Origin of the sequence: Pseudomonas sp. A-R-19 (assembly GCF_019956575.1) — a bacterium.
Taxonomy (GTDB): Bacteria; Pseudomonadota; Gammaproteobacteria; order Pseudomonadales; family Pseudomonadaceae; genus Aquipseudomonas.
The window spans coordinates 64813-85172 of the sequence record NZ_JAHBDR010000050.1 but is presented as its reverse complement, the minus strand read 5'-3'; the positions used below and the strand labels follow the sequence as shown (position 1 = coordinate 85172).

Below are 20360 nucleotides of genomic sequence, written 5' to 3'. Positions count from 1 at the left end.
CGGCTGGAGGACTTGCGGGGCGGGTTTGAGCAGATGGAGTTGTTTGAGCGGTAGTTCTGGGGTGAATGTGAGGGCGCCTTCGCGAGCAAGCCCGCTCTCACAATAGACCGCGTGTGGGAAAGGGCTTGCTTGTGAAGCTTTCAGCTTTTAGTTCAGCCCCGGATTCGCCACCAGTCGCTCGCCATTCTGGGCCAGTGACTTGAGGAATTCCGTCTGCAACTCGGGATCATTGCGTGTCAGTTCAATCAGGCTCTGTTCCAGCTCGCTGGCCTCTTCTTCAAGACCCAGCTCCGACAGGCGTTTGACCCGGTGGACCCACTGATTGACTTCATCTCCTTCGAGGTCGTCATAAATCAGCCCGTGGGCCTCGTAGAGCTTGCTGCGCAAGGTGCTGCTGATGGCCAGGGTGGAGTCGGTGCGTACGTTGTCCTGACCATCCTCAACACGAATCAGCAATCGGCTCAGATGGTTGATGTCATGTTCGGCGAACGGGTTGTCCAGCAAGTTCAGGCGCAATACGCCGTTCTTGTCGGTGGTCAGTTCGAAGGTTTCCTTGCCGGCCTTGACTTCAACCGGACGCTCGCTCCACGGCAGGCTTGAGTACTCCGTACGCTTGTCGCGCTGGACTTCATCAATGCCAGCCAGGTTCTGCTGCGCGCGACCGTGTGACTGCACGTTCATGAACGGGTTGAGCCCGGCGAAACCGTAGCTCAGCCAGTCCTTGGTCACGCTGTCCGGCAGATTGCCGAGGGCGAACACATTGACCACGTTGGCACCGACGCCCGCCACCACGGCCACCGCGCCCAGCGGGATTTCGTAAATCTCCCGCCAGGGTTGGTACGGCGTATAGCGGTCGTAGTGCCGCGTGACTTCGTACTCGGTGACTTCGAAAGTCTTCTGCTCGTGGATTTTCACCCGCCGTTGCGGCAGCTCAAGCACCTTGGGCTCACCGACATCGATCTGCAGGCTGTGATCGAGCAATTTGCGCTCGACACGTTCCTCGTGCTCGCTGCGTTGTGACATCTGATTGGCACAGCCGCTGACCAGCAGGGTGCCGCACAAGGCGGCAGCACCGAGGCCTAAGGTGTTTCGCTTGAACATGACGTCTCTATCTGGTTTCAGCGGCGGATACGGGCCTGAAGGAACGACAGTACTTCAGCGACCGGCAGCGCTTGCGGCTCGGCCTCGGTACGGCTCTTGTATTCCAGGTTGCCATCGGCGAGGCCGCGGTCGCTGACCACGATCCGGTGTGGAATGCCGATCAGTTCCATGTCAGCGAACTTGATGCCCGGGCTGGTTTTCTTGTCGCGGTCGTCGAGCAGCACTTCGAAGCCGGCAGCGGTGAGTTCCGCGTACAGCTTGTCGGTGGCTTCGCGAACCTGTTCGGTTTCGTAGCGCAGCGGCACCAGGGCAATCTGGAACGGCGCGAGGGTGTCGCTCCAGATGATCCCGTTTTCGTCGTTGTTCTGCTCGATGGCAGCCGCCACCACGCGAGACACGCCGATGCCGTAGCAACCCATTTCCAGGGTGACCGGCTTGCCGTTTTCGCCCAGCACTTCGCACTTCATCGCCTTGCTGTACTTGTTGCCCAGCTGGAAGATGTGCCCGACTTCGATGCCGCGCTTGATTTCCAGGGTGCCTTTGCCGTCCGGGCTCGGGTCACCGGCCACGACGTTGCGCAGGTCGGCAACGGTCGGAACAGGCAAGTCGCGCTCCCAGTTCACGCCGAAGTAGTGTTTGTCGTCGATGTTGGCACCGATGCCGAAGTCGCTCATCAGCTCGACGGAGCGGTCGATGATGATCGGCAGCGGCAGGTTCAACGGGCCCAGGGAGCCGGCACCGGCGCCAATGGCGTCGCGCAGTTCGCTTTCGGACGCCATCACCAGCGGGCTGGCAACGCCAGGCTGGTTCGCGGCCTTGATTTCGTTCAGCTCGTGGTCGCCACGGATGATCAGGGCAATCAGCTTGCCTTTCTCTTCGGCGTGAACCACGAGGGTCTTGATGGTTTTCTCGATCGGCAGGTTGAAGCCTTCGACCAGTTGCGCAATGGTCTTGGCGTTCGGGGTGTCGACCAGGCGCAGCTCTTCGGTCGCAGCGGCGCGCGAGGTTTCCCGTGGCACGGCTTCGGCTTTCTCGATGTTCGCGGCGTAGTCTGAGCCGTTGCTGAAGACGATATCGTCTTCACCGGACTCGGCCAGCACGTGGAACTCGTGGGAACCGGCACCGCCGATGGAGCCGTTGTCGGCTTCAACAGGGCGGAACTTCAGGCCCAGGCGGGTGAATACGTTGCAGTAGGCCTGGTGCATGCGGTCGTAGGTGACCTGCAGCGAAGGCTGATCGGCGTGGAACGAGTAGGCGTCCTTCATGATGAATTCGCGGCCGCGCATCAAGCCGAAGCGTGGACGGATTTCGTCACGGAATTTGGTCTGGATCTGGTACAGGTTGATCGGCAGCTGCTTGTAGCTGCTCAACTCGTTGCGCATCAGATCGGTGATGACTTCTTCGTGGGTCGGGCCGGCGCAGAAGTCGCGGCCATGGCGATCCTTGAAGCGCAGCAATTCAGGGCCGTACTCTTCCCAGCGCCCGGACTCCTGCCACAGCTCAGCCGGTTGCGTGCTCGGCATCAACACTTCGAGAGAGCCGGCGGCGTTCATTTCTTCACGAACAACGGCTTCGACCTTGCGCATTACCCGCAGGCCCATCGGCAGCCAGGTGTACAGGCCCGAGGCGAGTTTGCGGATCATGCCGGCGCGCAGCATCAGCTGGTGGCTGATCACGACCGCGTCGGAAGGCGTTTCTTTTTGTGTGGCGAGCAAAAATTGACTGGTGCGCATGGTTGGCCGTTATCGATTGCTGATGACGAGAAATGACGGAGCATTGTACGGGCGAGTTCCGCTGGCGTACAGGCGTGCGGTCGGCGGTGTGGCAGGAGGACACGATTCACTCGGCCCTCCGCGATTTTTTCTGCGTAAAGAACCTACGATTCTTCGGCGACTGGGGTCTGCACCGGTTCTGGTGTCGGTGTCGGGCCTGCGCGGCGGTTCTCCTGGAACCAGTGCAGCGCGATCAACAGCAGGGTCGGGACGCCGAGCAGGGCGGTAATCAGGAAGAAGTTGTGATAACCGAACTTCTCCACCATGACCCCGGAGTAACCGCCGATCAGGCGTGGCAGCAACAGCATGATCGAACTGAGCAGGGCGTACTGGGTGGCGGAGAACTTGAGGTTGGTCAGGCTCGACAGGTAGGCGACGAAGGCCGAGGTGGCCAGGCCGGAACTGAAGTTGTCCAGGGAGATGGTCAGCACCAGCATGTTCAGGCTGGGGCCCATGTCGGCGAGCATCAGGAACAGGATATTGGTCGCCGCGGATGCGACGCCGCCGATGAACAGGATCGGCAGGATGCCGAATCGCACGATCAGCAGGCCACCCATGCCGGCGCCAACCAGGGTCATGATCAGGCCGAAGATTTTGCTGACGCTGGCGATCTGGTCCTTGGTGAAGCCCTGGTCGATGTAGAACACGTTGGCCATCACCCCCATGACCGTATCGGACATCCGATAGGTGGCGATCAAGCCGAGCAGCAGCAGCGCTTGCCAGCGGTAGCGCAGGATGAAGTCGTTGACGGGGGTGAGTACCGGCGCCAGGCCGCGACGGCCCATGGCCGAGAGGCACAGGGCGGTGAGCGTGATGTAGAGGATGGCCCGCAGGAACGCACGGTCTTCGAGCAGCAGGTCGAGCAGGCTCACGCCTTCGAACAGCACGCTGGCGAAGTCGGTGTTGTAGAGCTGGGTGAACATGGCCGGCACGGATACCAGCAGTATGATCAGCACGAACACCGAGGCCAGTTGGTGCGCGAAGCTGTAGCGCCCGGCCTGCAGTTGCGTGCGCAACGGCACGGGTGGTTCGCGCATGAACAGGGAGGTCAGCAGTGCCGGGAGCATCAGCGCCCCGAACAGTATGTAAGTGCCGGCCCAGGCTGAATGCTTGTAGTTGAAGCCGGTGGAGCCAAAGCCTTCAGCGAAGTACAGCGCACCTGCGGTAGCCAGCAATGCCGCGACCCGGTAACCGGACATGTAGCTGGCAGCCAGGGCGGCCTGGCGATTGTCCTCGGCGATTTCCAGGCGATAGGCGTCGACCGCGATGTCCTGTGTCGCAGATGCGAAAGCGACGACCACGGCAATGGCGATCAGCCAGGACAAATGCTTTTGCGGGTCGCAGAAACCCATCCCGATCAGGCCGAGGATGACCAGTGCCTGGGACAATACGAGCCAGGAACGTCGTCGGCCGAGTTTGCCGAGCAATGGCAGTCGCCATTGGTCGAGCAAGGGCGACCAGACCCATTTGAAGGCATACGCCAAGCCGATCAGGCTTGCATAACCAATGGTTTCACGGGCCACGCCAGCTTCACGGAGCCAGACTGAAAGCGTCGAGAACACCAGCATGTAGGGTAGGCCGGCGGCGAAACCAAGCAGCAACAGCACGAGTGTCGAAGGGCTGGCATAAGCGGCGAGCGCGGCGCGCCAGGTTTTACGGGGCATGGGCTGGAGTCTGCCTCAACAAATACGGAAACAAAGCGCGCACTCTAACCGCTGTGCTCTACCGGGCGCCAGCCATGGCGCTGAATATCAACACGATTGTTCAGGACACTGATGCCTTCCATGCGTAATCGCGCGCGCTGCTCATCGCCCGAAGGACTGCCGACCGGCAGGCTGATACGCCCGTTTGCGCCCAGGACACGGTGCCAGGGCAGCTTGCTGTCGCTCGGCAATTGGCTGAGGGTGCGGCCGACCCAGCGGGCGGCACGACCCAGTCCTGCAAGCTCGGCCAATTGGCCGTAGCTGACGACTTTGCCCTCGGGAACTTGCGCCAGTGTCAGATACAGCGCCGTGCGTCGGATTTGCGCCGCGCTCTCGGGTTCATCGGTTGGGTCGGTCACGTGCGTCAGTCCTGAAGAAGTCTGCTTTACCGTCTGTAGAGTAATTCCTGCACGGGCAGTTGAGAAATGAACTCAATAGAAATAGTCGGGTCAGTCCTTGTCAGGGCCTTATTCCTAAGGATAATGCCGAATTTTTTCGCAATCCCGAGCCCGTATTTTGCTTATGTTGTCCAGATCCCTGCTGTGTCTCGCCGTCCTTGGTGCTTCCTCCCCCTTGCTAGCCGATACCGTGTGGTTGAAGAACGGTGACAAGTTGAGTGGCAAGATCACGCTGTTCGATGGTGGCAAGCTGCTGATCCAGACCGAGTATGCCGGGGCGGTGACGATCGACTGGAAACAGGTCAAGACCCTGGACAGCGATCAGGAGTTGCTGGTCAAGCAGGATGCCTACACTGGCGAGAAAGCCAAGTCGCTGAAAGCGGCGGACGCTGGCAAAGTCACGCTGGCCAACGGCGAAGCGCCGAAGACGGTCGAGCTGGCGAGCATTCAGCAGATTCTCAAGCCAAAACCGGTGGTCGAGGATCTGGTGTGGAAAGGCAATGTCGATGTCGCGCTGGATTATCAGCGGGCGGAAAACGACACCGATGACTACGACATCGATTTCAAGACCAGTGCACGCCACGGTCGCTGGCGCCATACCGCCGAAGGCGAATACAACCGTGAGTTCCAGGACGACGTGGTAACCACCGACAACTGGCGGGCCGAGTACTCCATCGACCGATTCCTGACCGAGCAATGGTTCTGGCAGGGGCGCCTGGTGTACAAGCGCGACAAGGTCGAAGACCTTTCCCGTCAGCGCACGGTCGGTACCGGTCCCGGCTATCAGTTCTGGGATAACGAACTCGGGGCGTTCTCCCTGGGCTCGCTGGTCAACCGCACGGATTATGAGTTCGCCGATGGCAGTAAGGACAATTTCTACGCCCTGGCCATGAAGTGGGACTACAACCGTTACTTGATCGGCAAGCGTGTCGAGTTTTTCACCAGTGGTGAAGTCGGCAAGCCGCTGTCGGGTGTGGCTGATTACGCACTCGATGCCGAGATGGGGTTGCGCTACAAGGTGACCGACTGGGCTTCGCTGAACCTGAAGGCGGAGCGCGACATCATCAGCGGCACCGATGACGCGGATCTGGACAAGACACGCTACACCGCAGGGTTTGGCGTGACCTGGTAAGAAAATCAAAAGATCGCCGCCTTCGACAGCTCCTGCAGGGACAACCCGGGAACTGTCGAAGGCGGCGATCTTTTTTGTGTGGACAAAACACTCGCCCACAAAAAAGCCCCGCTGTTGAGGGCGGGGCTTTTTACTAAAGCAAGTGCAAGTTAGATAACTTGAACTTCTTCAGCTTGCATGCCTTTCTGACCGCGGGTAGCGATGAAAGAAACCTGTTGGCCTTCTTTCAGGCTTTTGAAGCCGTCGGATTGGATAGCTTTGAAGTGAACGAACAGGTCGTCACCGGATTGTGGAGTGATGAAGCCGAAGCCTTTTTCATCGTTGAACCACTTAACGGTACCGGTTTGGCGATTAGACATGGTGTAACTCCTTGAACAAAGATAACTGCGACTCAGGAAGAACCCTGGCCGAGACTGAGTGCAAAGAGCAGGAAAAATTCTTGTAGATGGTTGGATCGAAATTCAACATATCGTGTAGAGATTCTCAGTGACACAAGCAGCACAGTGACGCCACCTTAACCCTTTTTCCGAGACGTGCCAATGCTTCTTGCGAAGGTTTCTCTGTTTTAGGGATCGGCGGTGTGACGGTTCGTCGCCAGAGCACGTAATTCCTGCCTGTTCGGCGAGAATTGCACCCCGGACTTTGAACCCGGCGGCGCGCCCGGTAAGATGCCGGACAGAATTTTTCGACCTCGCTATTCAGGACACCCCCGCCATGAGCATCAAATCGGACAAGTGGATTCGCCGCATGGCGCAGGAACACGGCATGATCGAGCCTTTCGTCGAGCGCCAGGTGCGCGGCAGCGACGATAACCGTGTGATCTCCTACGGCGTGTCGAGCTACGGCTACGACGTGCGTTGCACTAATCATTTCAAGGTGTTCACCAACATCAATTCGGCCATCGTCGACCCGAAGAACTTCGATGCCGGCAGCTTCGTCGATATCCACAGCGATGTGTGCATCATTCCGCCGAACTCCTTCGCCCTGGCCAGCACCGTCGAATACTTCCGCATTCCGCGCAATGTATTGACCATTTGCCTGGGTAAAAGCACCTATGCGCGTTGCGGCATCATCGTCAACGTCACTCCGCTCGAGCCTGAGTGGGAAGGTCACGTGACCCTGGAGTTCTCCAACACCACCAATCTGCCGGCGAAAATCTACGCCAACGAAGGCGTGGCGCAGATGCTGTTCCTCGAGTCTGACGAAGAGTGTGAAGTGTCCTACAAGGACCGTGGCGGCAAGTATCAGGGCCAGCGTGGCGTGACCCTGCCGCGTACCTGAGTCAACCGTCCGACAAATGCCGGGAATTCCTGGGCGGGCGTACACTCTATGGGGTGTACTGTTCCGATCCGCGCAAGGTGGATCGGGCCATCGCCCAGGAGTGCCGAATGAAGATCCATCCGCGAATCAGTGCCGAACTGGCAAGGCTTGAACCCAATCAGGTTGGCGTTCTGGCCTGGTCCTTGTTGGCACATCCGCCCGTCAGCATGGCAGGGGGTATTCCCGGCCAGCCTGATCCTGATACCCCGAATGAACAGCCTAACGAGCCAGGCGAGCCGACTCTGCCGGACGAGCCGCCTCCTGCGCCTGTTGCCTGATTTTCGATTTCCGCCATTCATGCCCGGTGAACTGCGCTTGTTGCCTTCAGCAGGCAGGCCTGTGCCTGTTGTTGCCATGGACGAACGTAGCGTCTGAATCGGCCTGCACATATTCGGAAGTAACTGTGTCTGTCGTGGAAACCAATCGACGGATAGACCGTGGTTCTATCCGGGAGCCGCGTGCCCCGGGGCCGCTGGCAGAGGGCACCATACAGTTGACTACAAATATGAAAGGGAACATTCAGATGAGTGCAAATCGATCGGGATATTTGAGTGCCGAGGTCATCACGGCGGACGGCACCCTGCAGTTTCGCGTAACGGATGGGCTCGATTTTTATCAGCGGTCAATCATTCAATGCATCGAGGCGGATAACGGCCAGGGGACAGCGTTTTACGTGTACTTGCCGATGGGAATCCAGAGTGGCAGCTTCAGCCTGGGGCTCACCGAGGGATCTCCCATGGTCATCCATGTGACCGGCAGCTCGGAGGCAGAGCTTTATCCGGGAACGCTCGAGTTGACGGTGGGAGGTGACGCGCAATTTGTCGGGCGCTTCAGCGGGATGGACGCTAATGACCTGCACGTGAAAAATGGCAGTTTCAGGCTGGAAAACGAAGCGGGCGCCTAACGGTTGATCGAAGCTGGAAGCCGGGTAGGCCGGCTTCCGCTACTGCTCCCGGTGGCTATTTCAGGTTGCCACTGAGGAACTGCTGCAACCGCTCGCTCTTCGGACTGCCCAGCACGTCTTCCGGCGCGCCTTCTTCCTCCACCAGTCCCTGGTGCAGAAACAACACCTGGCTCGACACTTTACGGGCGAAGCTCATTTCGTGGGTCACCATGATCATGGTCCGGCCTTCTTCGGCCAGGCCCTGGATCACCTTGAGCACTTCACCCACCAGTTCCGGGTCCAGCGCCGAAGTCGGTTCGTCGAACAGCATGACCTCCGGCTCCATGGCCAGTGCGCGGGCAATCGCGACCCGTTGTTGCTGGCCGCCGGAGAGAAAGGCGGGGTATTGGTCCGCCACACGGGAGGCCAGGCCCACCTTGTCGAGGTAGCGCCGGGCGCGGTCCTCGGCTTCCTTCCTGTCGCACCCCAGCACCCGGCGCGGGGCCATGGTGATGTTTTCCAGCACCGTCATGTGGCTCCACAGGTTGAAGTGCTGGAACACCATGGCCAGGCGGGTGCGAATCCGCTGCAGCTCGTCGGCGTCGGCCACGTGCATGCCGTGGCGATCCTTGATCATGCGGATGTTCTGCCCGTCGAGGCTCATGGCGCCGTCGTTGGGTTGTTCCAGGAAGTTGATGCAACGCAGAAAGGTACTTTTACCCGAGCCGCTGGCGCCGATCAGGCTGATGACGTCGCCGGTCTTGGCCTTGAGCGAAACACCTTTGAGGACTTCATGGTCGCCATAGCTTTTATGCAGGCCTTCGATGGTCAATTTGTACATGGGGCATGCATCCTCAAGGCGAAAGTAGATAGCCGCTGCGATAGGCTTCGGTGCCCGCAACGTGGGCGATCACCATGCCGGCAGTGGCCATGCGGCGCAGCGAACGGGCGTACATCAACCCGGCGGCGGAGCAATGAACGGGGGTGACGCGATCGTTGATCGGATCAATGATCTCGGCGATCAATTGCCCGGCTTCCAGGTACTGACCCGGTAGCGCGGTGAACACCAGCAGTCCGCCGACGGGCGTGGCCACTGGTTCTACGCCGGCCAGGGGTGTCGCCGGATAGGGCAGGTCGGGCAGGGGCGAGGGTTCGCCGGCGATCGCGCCGAAATGGATCAGGTAATCGATCAGCGCTTGGCAGTCGAGGCCGGCCAGCGGGTGATTGACGTCGCCCTGACCGCGCAATTCGACGGTCACCGAAAAACTGCCTGGCGGAATGTCGAAGTGTTCGCCGAAGCGCTCCTTCAACTGCCACCAGAGCAGGGTGAAGCATTCATCGAACGACTGACCGCCGGAATCCGTCGCCAGCAGGCTGGCCTCGGCGCCGATGTAGCGGGCCAGCGGCTCGACCTGCGGCCAGGCATCCGGCGTGGTGTAGAGGTGAGCGACCGCTTCGAAATCGCAATGCAGGTCGAGCACCATGTCGGCGTCGCAGGCCAATCGTTGCAGGGTCAGGCGCTGGGATTGCAATTGGGTGTCGGCAGTTTGCCGGGCCAGCGCGTCGCTCAGGCTGCTGCGGATCAGTTGCAGGTTGTGCTGCGGATCCTCACCGAGCTTGCCCTCGATCGCGTTACCGACTTCCTCACTGAGGTCGACGAACCAGCGGTTGAAGTTCTGGCCGCTTTCCAGCTCGTAGCGGCCCAGCGGCACATCCATCAGTACCTGTTCCAGGCCCACCGGGTTGGCGATGGGCACCAGCACGATTTCGCTGCGCAGGCGACCGGCGGCTTCCAGCTCCGCCAGGCGTTGCTTGAGGTGCCAGGCCACCAGCATGCCGGGCATTTCGTCGGCGTGCAGGGAGGCCTGGATGTAGATCTTGCCATTGGCCGGTTGTGGGCCGAAGTGAAAACTGTGGATCTGTCGTGCGGTCCCCGGCAGCGGGGCCAGCAGATCATGTTTCTGGTGGCGCATCTGTTGTTTCCTGAAACTGGTTGAGACCTAGTGGGCCGGCCCGAGGAAGGCCAGCCATCGGCGTTCGGCAAGGCGGAACAGGCCGACCAGCGCAAAAGTGACGGTCAGGTAGATCAGCGCGGCGATGCCGAACGACTGGAAGGTCAGGAAGGTCGCCGAGTTGGCGTCCCGCGCAACTTTCAGGATGTCCGGGATGGTCGCGGTGAAGGCCACGGTGGTCGAGTGCAGCATCAGGATCACTTCGTTGCTGTAGTACGGCAACGAGCGACGCAAGGCCGACGGCATGATCACGTAGGCATACAGCTTCCAGCCGGTCAGGCCGTAAGCCTTGGCCGCTTCCACTTCACCGTGGTTCATGCTGCGAATGGCCCCGGCGAAGATCTCCGTAGTGTAGGCGCAGGTGTTCAGGGCGAAGGCCAGGATGGTGCAGTTCATCGCATCGCGAAAGAACGAGTCGAGCACTGGCTGAGCCCGAATGGCGGCCAGGCTGTAGATCCCCGTGTAACAGATCAGCAGCTGGATATAGAGCGGCGTGCCACGGAACAGGTAGGTGTAGAACTGCACCGGCCAGCGGATGTAGAAGTGCGGCGATACACGGGCGATGGACAGCGGGATCGACACCAGGAAGCCGAAGAAGATCGAGGCGCTGAGCAGCCACATCGTCATGGCCAGGCCGGTGATGTGGTTACCGTCGCTGTAGAGGAAGGGTTTCCAGTATTCCTGCAGAAGTTCGATCATCGTACGGCCTCCCGGGTACCGGCGGAGTAACGACGTTCGAGCCAGCGCAGAATGAAGTTGGACGCGCTGGTGATCAGCAGGTAGATCATCGCGGCAAGTACCAGGAAATAAAACAGCTGATAAGTACTTTTACCAGCGTCCTGGGCAGCCTTGACCAAGTCGGCGAGGCCGATGATCGACACCAGGGCCGTGGCCTTGAGCATCACCATCCAGTTGTTGCCGATACCCGGCAGGGCATAACGCATCATCTGTGGGAACACCACGATCCAGAAACGCTGGCCGCGCTTGAGCCCATAGGCGGTGGCTGCTTCGACCTGACCCCGTGGGACGGCGAGAATCGCGCCACGGAAGGTTTCAGTGAAATACGCACCGTAGATGAAGCCAAGGGTGATGACCCCGGCGCTGAACGGGTTGATCTCGATGTATTCCCATTCCATGTAATCGGTAAACGACGTCAGCCAGGTTTGCAGGCTGTAGAAAATCAGCAGCATCAGGACCAGGTCCGGAACGCCGCGAATGAGTGTGGTGTAAAGCTGGGCAGGCACGCGCATCAGTTTGACTTTTGACAGCTTGGCACTGGCACCGAGTAGCCCGAGCAACACGGCCACCAACAGCGACAAGGCCGACAACTTGATTGTCATCCAGGTGCCTTGCATCAGCAGCGGACCGAAGCCCTTGAGGCTGAAGGCAGAGAGCCCCAGATTTTCTAGTAGGTTTTCGAACATAAATCAGCAACCTGATCGGATGAAAAAAGCGCCCATCGCGAGATGGGCGCCGGGCATTATTTGCCGCTGTACAGATTCAGATCGCCAAAGTGTTTCTTCTGAATGGTGGCGTAGGTGCCATCATCGTGTAACGCTTTGATACCTTTATCCAAAAGTGCTTTCAGCTCGGTGTTACCTTTCTTAATGCCAACGGCTGTTTTGGCCGGCAGCAAATGGTCGTCCAGTGGCTTGCTGACGTCATAGTCGGCGCCCTGTGGCGACTTCAGGAAGCCCAGTTCGGCTTGCAGCATGTCCTGAATGCCCGCGTCGAGACGACCGGAAGTCAGGTCAGCGTAAACCTGGTCCTGGTTGGCGTAGGCCTGGGTTTTCACGCCGGCCTTGTCCAGAACGGCCTTGGCATAGGCTTCCTGAATGGTGCCTTGTTCGTAGCCGACGGTCTTGCCCTTGAGCGAAGCGACGTCTTCAGTCACGCCAGAACCTTTCTTGGACACGTAGGCGGTTGGGCCGGAGAACAGCTCGCTGGAGAAGTCGATGACTTTTTCACGGGCTTCGGTCACGGTCATCGACGAGATCACCCCGTCGAATTTATTGGCTTTGAGGCCAGGGATCATGCCATCGAAGTCACTTTCGACCCATTTGCACTTGACCTTCAGTTCGGCGCAGATCGCATTCCCCAGATCGATGTCGAAGCCTACCAGGCTGCCATCGGCTGCTTTCGACTCAAACGGTGCGTAGGAAGGGTCCACGCCAAAACGCAGTTCTTTGTATTCTTTTGCCATGGCGGAGCCAGCAGCCATGCACAACGCCAGTGCAGAAAGGGTCAGCAATGCTTTTTTCATTATTCAATCCCTAAAACCAATATGAGCGCTTGTGGCGCAGAATTATTGTTACTGGAAAGCGTAAGACCTTTTGAAAGTAGCAATTTCCGAACCAGAGTGCCGAACAAGCGTTTAAAAGGTGTCTGGAAATAGCCGGACACAGATTTATGCACGAAAACGGGCGCAGGGAAATGGCCGCACCCGTTCGGTTCAAAAAGAAAAAATATTGAGGATAAAAAGAGGGCCTAGTTGAGCAGGTTCTGCAGGGTCGCCAGACTGTCGGCTTCTTCGACAGACTTGTCTTTGCGCCAGCGCAACATCCGCGGAAAGCGCACGGCAATCCCGCTTTTGTGGCGGCGGGATAGGGCGATTCCCTCAAAACCCAGTTCAAACACCAGCGTCGGCTGGACACTGCTCACCGGGCCGAATTTTTCCACCGTGGTCTTGCGCACGATGCTGTCGACCTGGCGGATTTCGTCGTCGCTCAGCCCTGAATAAGCTTTGGCGAACGGCACAAGGGAGCGTTCGATGGCATCTGGCGGGCCGTCCCAGACGGCGAAGGTGTAGTCGCTATAGAGGCTGGCCCGGCGTCCTTGCCCCCGTTGCGCATAGATCAGCACGGCGTCAACGCTGAACGGGTCGACTTTCCATTTCCACCACACGCCCATGCCCTTGGTCCGGCCGACACCGTACAGGGCATCGCGCGCCTTGAGCATCAGGCCTTCGACACCGAGGGCGCGTGATGCCTCGCGCTGGCGGGCGAGGTCGAGCCAGGTGTCGCCGCTCAACAGAGGCGAGAGGTGCAACCGTGGATTGGCGCAGTCGCTGACCACCCATTCCAGTTGTGCGCGTCGCTCGGCCTGACTCCGGTTGCGCCAGTCTTCACCCTGCCATTCGAGCAAATCGAAGGCGAGCAGCACCACCGGCACGTCTTCGAGGATTTTCCGGTCCAGGGTCTTGCGAGCGATGCGTTGTTGCAGGAGGGCGAAAGGTTGCACAGCGGGCTCAAAGGCCTTCTCACTGCCGGTTGGCGTGGATTTCCAGGCGACAATCTCGCCATCGATCACTGATCCGTCGGGCAGGCTCAGAATCAAGCTGTCCAGTTCGGGGAAGCGTTCGGTCATCAGCTCTTCACCCCGTGACCAGATCCACAGTCGCCCGTCGCGCTTGATCACCTGGGCGCGGATGCCATCCCATTTCCATTCCGCCTGCCAGTGCTGGACGGGACCGAGCCGTGCTTCGAATTGCTCCACGGACGACGCCAAGGCGTGGGCGAGGAAAAACGGGTAGGGCTGGCCACCGCGCTGGGCGTATTCATCAACGGATTCGGCGGCGATCAGTTTCAAGTAGCTGGCGGCGCTGGGGCGGTGGGTCTGGTCGGTGTAACCCACCAGCCGCTGCGCCACGCGTTTGCTGTCGAGGTGGGCCATGGCTGCCAGGGCGCGAGTCACGAGCAATTTGGACACACCGACGCGCAAGCTGCCGGTGATCAGCTTGATGCAGATCATCAGGCTCGGGCTGTCCAGTTGCGCCCACAGCATCGGTAACCGCTGGGCCAGGGATTGCGGTGTATCGCCACGCAGTGGCAGCAGCTTGTCCTCGACCCAGGTGGCCAAGCCGTCGGTTGAACGGTGCGACATTTGCGGCAACACCAGCGAAATGGTTTCCGCGAGATCACCGACGGCCTGGTAACTCTCTTCGAACAGCCATTCCGGCAACCCCGAAAACACCACCGCCAGTTCGCGCAGTACCCGTACCGGTACTAACTGCCGGGGGCGTCCCCCTGACAGAAAGTACACGGCCCATGCGGCATCTTCCGGCGCGGCCTGGGCGAAGTAGTTTTGCATCGCCGCCAGTTTGGCGTTGTTCGAAGTGGATGCGTCCAGCTCGGCATACAGCTCGGCGAACGCCTTCATGGCAGCATCTCGGCGGGCTCGGCGGCGGCGATGACCACGTCCTCTTCGTCATGACCAAATTGGGTATCGAACGCCATGGCATCGAACCCCTGCTCGCGCAGATAGCGTACAAGTGTGCCGGCCGATCCATGGGTCACCATGATCCGCTGCGCGCCGCTCTGTTCGATGGCCCATAGCAGACCTGGCCAGTCGGCGTGGTCGGACAGCACGAAGCCTCGGTCCACGCCGCGCCGTCGCCGTGTGCCGCGTACACGCATCCAGCCACTGGCGAAGCCATCGCTGTAATCGCCGACGCGGTGCATCCAGCTGCTGTTCGCCGCCGAAGGAGGGGCAAGCACCAGTGCCTTGCGCATCATCGGGTCGTTCTTTTTGATTTCGGCGGCATTAATCGTGAGGGGCAGGTAAACCCCCGCTTCGCGGTAGATCCGGTTGATCGGTTCCATGGCGCCATGCACCAGAAGGGGGCCGATTCGTGCGTCGATGCCATGGAGAATGCGCTGGGCCTTGCCGAGGGAATAGCAGAACAGAACGCTGGTTTTTTCGACTGCCGAATTGGCCTGCCACCACTGATTGATCTCGGCAAACACCTGCGCCTGGGGTTGCCAGCGGTAGATCGGCAGGCCAAAGGTCGATTCGGTGATGAAGGTGTCGCAGCGTACCGGTTCAAACGGCGCGCAAGTGCCATCGGGTTCGATCTTGTAGTCCCCGGATGCGACCCAGACTTCCCCGCCGTATTCCAGCCGAATCTGCGCCGAGCCGAGCAGGTGGCCAGCGGGATGAAAACTGAGGAACACGCCTTGATGCAGCAGCCGTTCGCCATAGCGCAGGGTTTGCAGGTTGATGTCCTGGCCCAGGCGCGCGCGCAGGATGGTCTCGCCGGGCGCTGCCGCCAGGTAATGCTGACTGCCGACACGGGCATGGTCGCCGTGGGCGTGTGTAATCACGGCGCGTTCGACCGGCCGCCACGGGTCTATGTAAAAGTCGCCGGCGGGGCAGTACAAACCTTCGGGACGCGAGATAACAAGGTCCATGGCGTTGTCAGAGTGGAGGGACTTGTTAGCTATGAGGTTGGCGCGGGGGTAGAAGTTCTATCGGGATTTCATGATGGATGAAATACCAATGTGGGAGCGGGCTTGCTCCGGGCGGCGTTCCGACGAAAGCGGTGTGACATTCAAAGTAATTGTTGAATGGTCAATCGCCTTCGCGAGCAAGCCCGCTCCCACAAGGGATCCGTGTTACTTGCCGGGTGTCAGCGTCAGTCGATTCTTGCCATAGGCATTGTCGAAGTTCTGCGGCTGCATCGGCAGGCTCATGTATTGCCCCTTGAGCCACGGTTCGATGCTGTTGAGGTAGTTCGGGCTGGCCGGGTTGCCGGACTGGCCGGTGCCGTTCTGCGCCATCAGCGGTTCGGACTGGCCGAAGTCGACGATAAAGCGCATGGCCGGCGCCAGCGTGGTGTTGAAGTCCTGGCCCCAGGCGAACGCAGTGGTGTTGAGCGTGGTGTGATCGCCGCCCGCCGGCAATGGCCCGCGTACGGTCTGGCCGTTACTGTTTTTCCACTCATAGCGGTGCAGTTTGCCCCACTGCCAGGCTTTGTGATCGCTGCCCAACTGGCTGTCGCCTGCACTGATCGCGGCGGCTAGGCTGCGAGCGAGGATGGCCGGTTTGTCTTCTTTCTGCGCGGTGCGCGCGTCATCCCAGAACGGGCTGTCCTCACGTCCGAGCAGGTGATCGGCCTGGGCTGCGTAGGACAACTTGCCGTCGGCGACAAAGGCCTTCCACGCCGGGCTGCTTTCCGGGCCCAGTTCATCGAGGAAGATCTGCCGGGTGCTTTCCTGCAGGAACAGTTCGTAGATGGCCGCATCGGTGGAGGTCGGGCTGAGCTTGCCGTCGAACGCCATCAAGCGGCTGTAGGCTTCGTGTGCCTTGGCGCGATCGACCACCGGCAAAGCGTCCATGGCTTGCTTGAGTGGCTGGGCCATGCCCGGCGCTTCGAACATTTTCTTCAGCTTGGCAGCGAAAGTGGTGGTCTGGTCATACTGCATGGCAATCAGGCTGCGGCTGTCGTGTTTGCCTGCGCCAGCCAGTTCGGCCAGGCGCTCGCCGCGCTCCGGTGCCGCCCACGAGTTGGACAATTGCATGCCGTAGCCATGGGGGATGACCCGCTGGTTGGCGGTGCCGAGCCAGCCCTGGGCCGGGTCCTGGTCATACGGGTGCAGCATCGGGTCGGCGTAACCGTCCCAATCGTAACGTCCTTCCCAACCCGGGGAAGGCAGCAGGCCTTCACCTTCGCGGCGGTTCGGGTAACGACCGGTGACTTGCCAGCCGATGTGGCTGGCATCGGCGAACACCAGGTTCAGCGCGATGGCGCGGATTTCACGGCTGGCATCCGAGGCTTTCTCGACACTCTGGGCACGGGACAAGTCGAAGAACGCGTCCAGGGTCTTGTCGTCGATGAAGCTTGGCGTCTGCAAGGCCAGGCCGAAGCCATTGGCCAGCGTGGTGCCCTGGGCACTGTTGAGCAGCGGGCCATGGCGGGTTTCGTAGACAGCTTCGCGAATCGGTCGCTGGCCTTTGACGAAGTAGGTTTCGTTGCGCACGATCGCCGGCTGCCACTTCCCGGCGTTTTCATAGGTGAGCCCGTTGCCCTGGCGTTTGATCTTCTCCAGGAACAGGTCCTGGTTGTCGCCCATCACCGACGTCATGCTCCACGCCACTTTGCCGTTGAAACCGCCAAGCACCATCGGCAGGCCGGCGATGGTCACGCCGGACGCTTGATACTTCGGCGCACGAATCTGCACGTAGCTGAACAGCGAAGGCACGCCCAGCGGGCCGTGAGTGTCACTGGCCAACAGGCTCTTGCCGCTGCGGCTGCGTTGCGGGGCGATTGCCCAGTTGTTCGAGGAAGTGGCGCCCAGCAGGTTCAGGTCCGACAGTTGCCCAGTGGCTTTACTGAGCTCGGCCAGCCCCGGTACTTGCCCGTTGAGCTTGAGGCCTTGGAGTTTTTCGCTTTCGGCGACCGGCAATTTTTCGTCGGGAGCCGATGGCGTCAGCCATGCGAGTTTGTCGCTGGTGACGGTCTGGGCCAGTACCAGCGAGGAAATTTCTTCCGGCAGGTTGGTCGACTGGCTGAAGTTCAGCAGGCAGAAAATCAACGCCGAATCTTCCGGTTGCCAGTACTCGGGTTTGTAGCCGCTGGCCGCCAGATCCGCCGGCAGTTTGTCGCGGTAGCGGAACAGGTAGGCGTTGACTCCGCGCGCATAGACTTCGAAGAAGCGTTTGAGGCGCGGCGAAGAGGCCTTGTACAACTCGCCAGCACTTTTCTTCAGGTTGACCGCGCGCATGTAACGGTCGGCATCCAGCAGTTCGGCACCGTGCATTTCAGCCAAACGGCCCTGGGCCAGCAGGCGCAGGGTAACCATCTGCGTGATGCGGTCGCTGGCATGCACGTAACCGAGGGTGAACAGCGCGTCGTGGAAGCTGTTGCTTTCGATCAGCGGCATGCCCATGGCATTGCGGCGCACCGAAACGTTTTGCGCCAGGCCCTTGAGCGGTTGTACGCCGGAGGCCGGCGGGAGGGTGTCCTGGGCGTCGAAGTTCTGACAACCGGTCAGGCTCAAGACGCCGGCCACTGCTGCGGCAACGCCGAACCGGGGTAGAAAATGAGTAAGGGCTGGCGAGGCCATGGCAAAGCTCCTGCGGGGGTAGAGGCGGCGGCGCGCAATAAAGGCGCTACGTTAGTGAGCGGGAGGTGGCCGCGCAAGCGGGGTACAAGGTTATTTCAGGATTTGTCTGATAAACCGGAAAGATCGCCGTCTTGCCAGTCGCAATGGGGGGTGTTGAAGTGCGACACGCTCAACAATCCAGGAGAGCAGTCGGCATGGAGCTCAAGGCAAACGCGGCACTGATCATCATCGATCAACAAAAAGGCATCCTGCATCCCAGGCTTGGTCGCAGGAATAATCCAGAGGCCGAAGAGCGCATGCTGGAAATGCTCGGCCATTGGCGGCGCACGGCCCGGCCGGTGATCCATGTGCAACACCTGTCCCGCTCGGAAGACTCGGTATTCTGGCCGCAGCAGTCGGGGGTGGAGTTTCAGGAGCGTTTTACGCCACGGACCGGTGAACGCTTGATCCAGAAACAGGTGCCGGATGCGTTTTGTGCGACGGGACTGGAGGCGCAGTTGCGCGAGGCGGGGATCGGGCAGTTGATCATCGTCGGTGTCGCGACCCACAACTCGGTGGAATCCACGGCGCGTACCGCGGGCAACCTGGGGTTTGATACGTGGGTGGTCGAGGATGCGTGCTTTACCTTCGACAAGGCTGATTTTTTCGGCCAGGCCCATAGCGCCGAAGAAGTGCATGCGATGTCGCTGGGAAATCTGCACGGCGAGTATGCGACGGTGGTCAGCGCTGCCACCCTTCTGATGCATGACTGACAACTATTGTGGGAGCGGGCTTGCTCGCGAAGAGGGCCTCAGCTTCAACATCGTTGTTGCCTGACACAGCGCTATCGCGAGCAAGCCCGCTCCCACAAGGGAACTGCATTCAACAGCACAGGTTTGCTCGCGAAGACGATTCAGCAGGCGAAGCAAGAATTCGCCCGAAGCATCAAGCGCCGTGGCACTTCTTGAATTTCTTGCCGTTGCCGCATGGGCACGGATCGTTGCGGCCGACGTCTTTCAGGGCATTGCGCACCGGTTCCTGGTGAGCGTGGCCGCAGTTCGGACCGTGGACATGGCCGTGGTCGTGGTCGTGATCATGCTGGTGATGGTCATGATCGTGGTTGCAGTCAGGGCCGTGGACGTGGGGTTGCTGGGTCATCGGTGTTGCTCCGGAATTAAATCGGCGGCGATTATCACGCCATTGCGCGCCAGGTGCACGTAGTGGGCGATGAATATACCGGTTTCCAGTTCACCTTCCAGACGATAGGGAATGGGTCGGTCGGATTTTTTCAGCAGTTTGGCCAGATCACGGACCTTGGACCACAGGTTGGTGCGGATCGGCACCTTGAAGTACGCGCTATGCCTGGGGCTGATGGTGAACCAGTGTTCGTACTCGCCATCGGCCAGCAGAATGTCAGCCAAGTGAACGCGGTACTCCAGGCTGCGCACCGTCAGGTCGCTGTCGTTGGGATTGTCGATGCGAAAATGCAGGAGGAATTTCTGTTCCAGCAGTTTGGCGCTGACCACCTCGACTTTCACCAGATGGACCTCGGGGTCCGGCAAGTCGTCGCCGAACCACGATGCACAGCCGCCAAGCCCCAGTGTCAGGAACAAAGTGAGCAGATAGAGTGAGCCGCGGCGAATGATCATCGTGGTGTGTCTCCCTTGAGCCCCAGTCTAGACCCAAAAGATCGCAACCTTCGGCAGCGCCTGCGTGACACACAGGCATTCCATGTCCTAGCTGCTGAAATACCCCGCACAGCACTTCTTGAACTTCTGCCCACTCGCGCACGGGCAGGCGTCATTGCGTCCGAGCTTGAGCGCCACGGTGGGGTCGATGAAATACCAGCGCCCGGTGTTCTGCACAAATGACGAACGTTCGCGGTGACTGTGCTCGCCATTGCTGTCGTGCCACCGCGCGGTGAAGGTCACGAAGGCGTGTTCAGGCTGGCCGCCCAGGACTTCGGAGCTTTCCACCTCAAGGCCCAGCCACGTACTTTGCGCGCTCCAGTCGCTGATCGATTGACGGTCCAGGCCGGCCTGTTGGGCGGGCAGGGTGGTGGCCACCAGATAGTCGACCAACCCCAGCACGTAGGCGCTGTAGCGCGAGCGCATCAAGGCCTCCGCGCATGGCGCTGGGTGGCCGGCATGGTAATGACCGCAGCAGGCGTCGAGCAGGGTGCCGCTGCCGCAAGGGCAAATGGATGTACTCATTGC

At 60.1% G+C, this 20360-nt stretch carries 21 protein-coding genes; 5 read left to right on the top strand and 16 right to left on the bottom strand.

Annotated elements, in window-relative coordinates; translation table 11 throughout:
• Positions 1–147: 147 nt before the first annotated feature.
• From KGA88_RS13505 to KGA88_RS13490, 4 genes are all read right to left on the bottom strand, one after another.
• Positions 148–1101 carry a hypothetical protein gene (locus KGA88_RS13505; protein ID WP_110663115.1) on the bottom strand — a complete coding sequence of 318 codons (954 nt, stop codon included), beginning with the start codon at positions 1099–1101 and terminating at the stop codon, positions 148–150.
• A gap of 17 nt (positions 1102–1118) precedes the next feature.
• Entirely contained in the window at positions 1119–2834 is a 1716-nt protein-coding gene (locus KGA88_RS13500) for a proline--tRNA ligase (protein ID WP_223591611.1), read from the bottom strand.
• Positions 2835–2977: 143 nt separating this feature from the next.
• Positions 2978–4537, bottom strand: a complete 1560-nt coding sequence (locus KGA88_RS13495) for an AmpG family muropeptide MFS transporter (protein WP_110658601.1) — start codon at positions 4535–4537, stop codon at positions 2978–2980.
• A 44-nt stretch (positions 4538–4581) separates the two neighbouring features.
• A complete protein-coding gene (locus tag KGA88_RS13490) occupies positions 4582–4935 on the bottom strand; it encodes an MGMT family protein (RefSeq protein WP_007971652.1) in 354 nt (117 codons plus the stop codon).
• A gap of 163 nt (positions 4936–5098) precedes the next feature.
• Here KGA88_RS13490 and KGA88_RS13485 point away from each other — a divergent pair, with 163 nt between their 5' ends.
• A complete protein-coding gene (locus KGA88_RS13485; protein WP_110658602.1) occupies positions 5099–6106 on the top strand; it encodes a DUF481 domain-containing protein in 1008 nt (335 codons plus the stop codon).
• A 149-nt stretch (positions 6107–6255) separates the two neighbouring features.
• Here the strand turns inward: KGA88_RS13485 and KGA88_RS13480 are convergent, their stop codons facing one another.
• Positions 6256–6465: a cold-shock protein gene (locus KGA88_RS13480; RefSeq protein WP_002554837.1), complete on the bottom strand. Its 210-nt coding sequence runs from the start codon at positions 6463–6465 to the stop codon at positions 6256–6258.
• Between the two features lie 355 nt (positions 6466–6820).
• Here KGA88_RS13480 and dcd point away from each other — a divergent pair, with 355 nt between their 5' ends.
• The 3 genes from dcd to KGA88_RS13465 all read left to right on the top strand — a co-directional run bounded on the left by dcd (position 6821) and on the right by KGA88_RS13465 (position 8330).
• Positions 6821–7387: a dCTP deaminase gene (gene dcd / locus KGA88_RS13475; protein ID WP_110658603.1), complete on the top strand. Its 567-nt coding sequence runs from the start codon at positions 6821–6823 to the stop codon at positions 7385–7387.
• A 107-nt stretch (positions 7388–7494) separates the two neighbouring features.
• Positions 7495–7704 (top strand): hypothetical protein, encoded by a 210-nt coding sequence (locus KGA88_RS13470; RefSeq protein WP_110658604.1) that lies wholly within the window; start codon positions 7495–7497, stop codon positions 7702–7704.
• Between the two features lie 245 nt (positions 7705–7949).
• On the top strand, positions 7950–8330 hold the full coding sequence (locus KGA88_RS13465) for a hypothetical protein (RefSeq protein WP_223591600.1): 381 nt from the start codon (positions 7950–7952) through the stop codon (positions 8328–8330).
• 55 nt (positions 8331–8385) lie between these two features.
• Here the strand turns inward: KGA88_RS13465 and KGA88_RS13460 are convergent, their stop codons facing one another.
• The 8 genes from KGA88_RS13460 to KGA88_RS13425 form a co-directional block, all read right to left on the bottom strand.
• On the bottom strand, positions 8386–9150 hold the full coding sequence (locus KGA88_RS13460) for an ABC transporter ATP-binding protein (protein ID WP_110658606.1): 765 nt from the start codon (positions 9148–9150) through the stop codon (positions 8386–8388).
• A 13-nt stretch (positions 9151–9163) separates the two neighbouring features.
• Positions 9164–10282 (bottom strand): succinylglutamate desuccinylase/aspartoacylase family protein, encoded by a 1119-nt coding sequence (locus KGA88_RS13455; protein WP_110658607.1) that lies wholly within the window; start codon positions 10280–10282, stop codon positions 9164–9166.
• A 27-nt stretch (positions 10283–10309) separates the two neighbouring features.
• Positions 10310–11020: an ABC transporter permease gene (locus KGA88_RS13450; protein WP_223591598.1), complete on the bottom strand. Its 711-nt coding sequence runs from the start codon at positions 11018–11020 to the stop codon at positions 10310–10312.
• Positions 11017–11745, bottom strand: a complete 729-nt coding sequence (locus KGA88_RS13445; protein ID WP_110658609.1) for an ABC transporter permease — start codon at positions 11743–11745, stop codon at positions 11017–11019. Before KGA88_RS13445 ends, KGA88_RS13450 begins: the two co-directional genes overlap by 4 nt.
• 56 nt (positions 11746–11801) lie before the next feature.
• Positions 11802–12584: a transporter substrate-binding domain-containing protein gene (locus tag KGA88_RS13440; protein WP_110658610.1), complete on the bottom strand. Its 783-nt coding sequence runs from the start codon at positions 12582–12584 to the stop codon at positions 11802–11804.
• Between the two features lie 224 nt (positions 12585–12808).
• Positions 12809–14479 (bottom strand): ATP-dependent DNA ligase, encoded by a 1671-nt coding sequence (locus tag KGA88_RS13435; RefSeq protein ID WP_223591596.1) that lies wholly within the window; start codon positions 14477–14479, stop codon positions 12809–12811.
• Positions 14476–15510 carry a ligase-associated DNA damage response exonuclease gene (locus KGA88_RS13430; protein ID WP_223591594.1) on the bottom strand — a complete coding sequence of 345 codons (1035 nt, stop codon included), beginning with the start codon at positions 15508–15510 and terminating at the stop codon, positions 14476–14478. The genes KGA88_RS13435 and KGA88_RS13430 overlap by 4 nt, the downstream gene beginning before the upstream one ends.
• A 204-nt stretch (positions 15511–15714) precedes the next feature.
• Entirely contained in the window at positions 15715–18165 is a 2451-nt protein-coding gene (locus KGA88_RS13425) for a penicillin acylase family protein (RefSeq protein ID WP_223591592.1), read from the bottom strand.
• 194 nt (positions 18166–18359) lie between these two features.
• On the opposite strand from KGA88_RS13425, the gene KGA88_RS13420 reads away from it, so the two are divergent.
• Complete coding sequence (locus KGA88_RS13420) at positions 18360–18917, top strand: cysteine hydrolase family protein (protein ID WP_110658614.1); 558 nt, start codon at positions 18360–18362, stop codon at positions 18915–18917.
• Positions 18918–19089: 172 nt separating this feature from the next.
• Here KGA88_RS13420 and KGA88_RS13415 read toward each other — a convergent pair whose 3' ends face one another.
• From KGA88_RS13415 to KGA88_RS13405, 3 genes are all read right to left on the bottom strand, one after another.
• A complete protein-coding gene (locus KGA88_RS13415; RefSeq protein ID WP_053155520.1) occupies positions 19090–19302 on the bottom strand; it encodes an SEC-C metal-binding domain-containing protein in 213 nt (70 codons plus the stop codon).
• Positions 19299–19793: an LEA type 2 family protein gene (locus KGA88_RS13410; protein WP_223591590.1), complete on the bottom strand. Its 495-nt coding sequence runs from the start codon at positions 19791–19793 to the stop codon at positions 19299–19301. Before KGA88_RS13410 ends, KGA88_RS13415 begins: the two co-directional genes overlap by 4 nt.
• A gap of 87 nt (positions 19794–19880) precedes the next feature.
• Positions 19881–20357, bottom strand: a complete 477-nt coding sequence (locus KGA88_RS13405; protein ID WP_223591581.1) for a YchJ family protein — start codon at positions 20355–20357, stop codon at positions 19881–19883.
• Between the last annotated feature and the right edge of the window lie 3 nt (positions 20358–20360).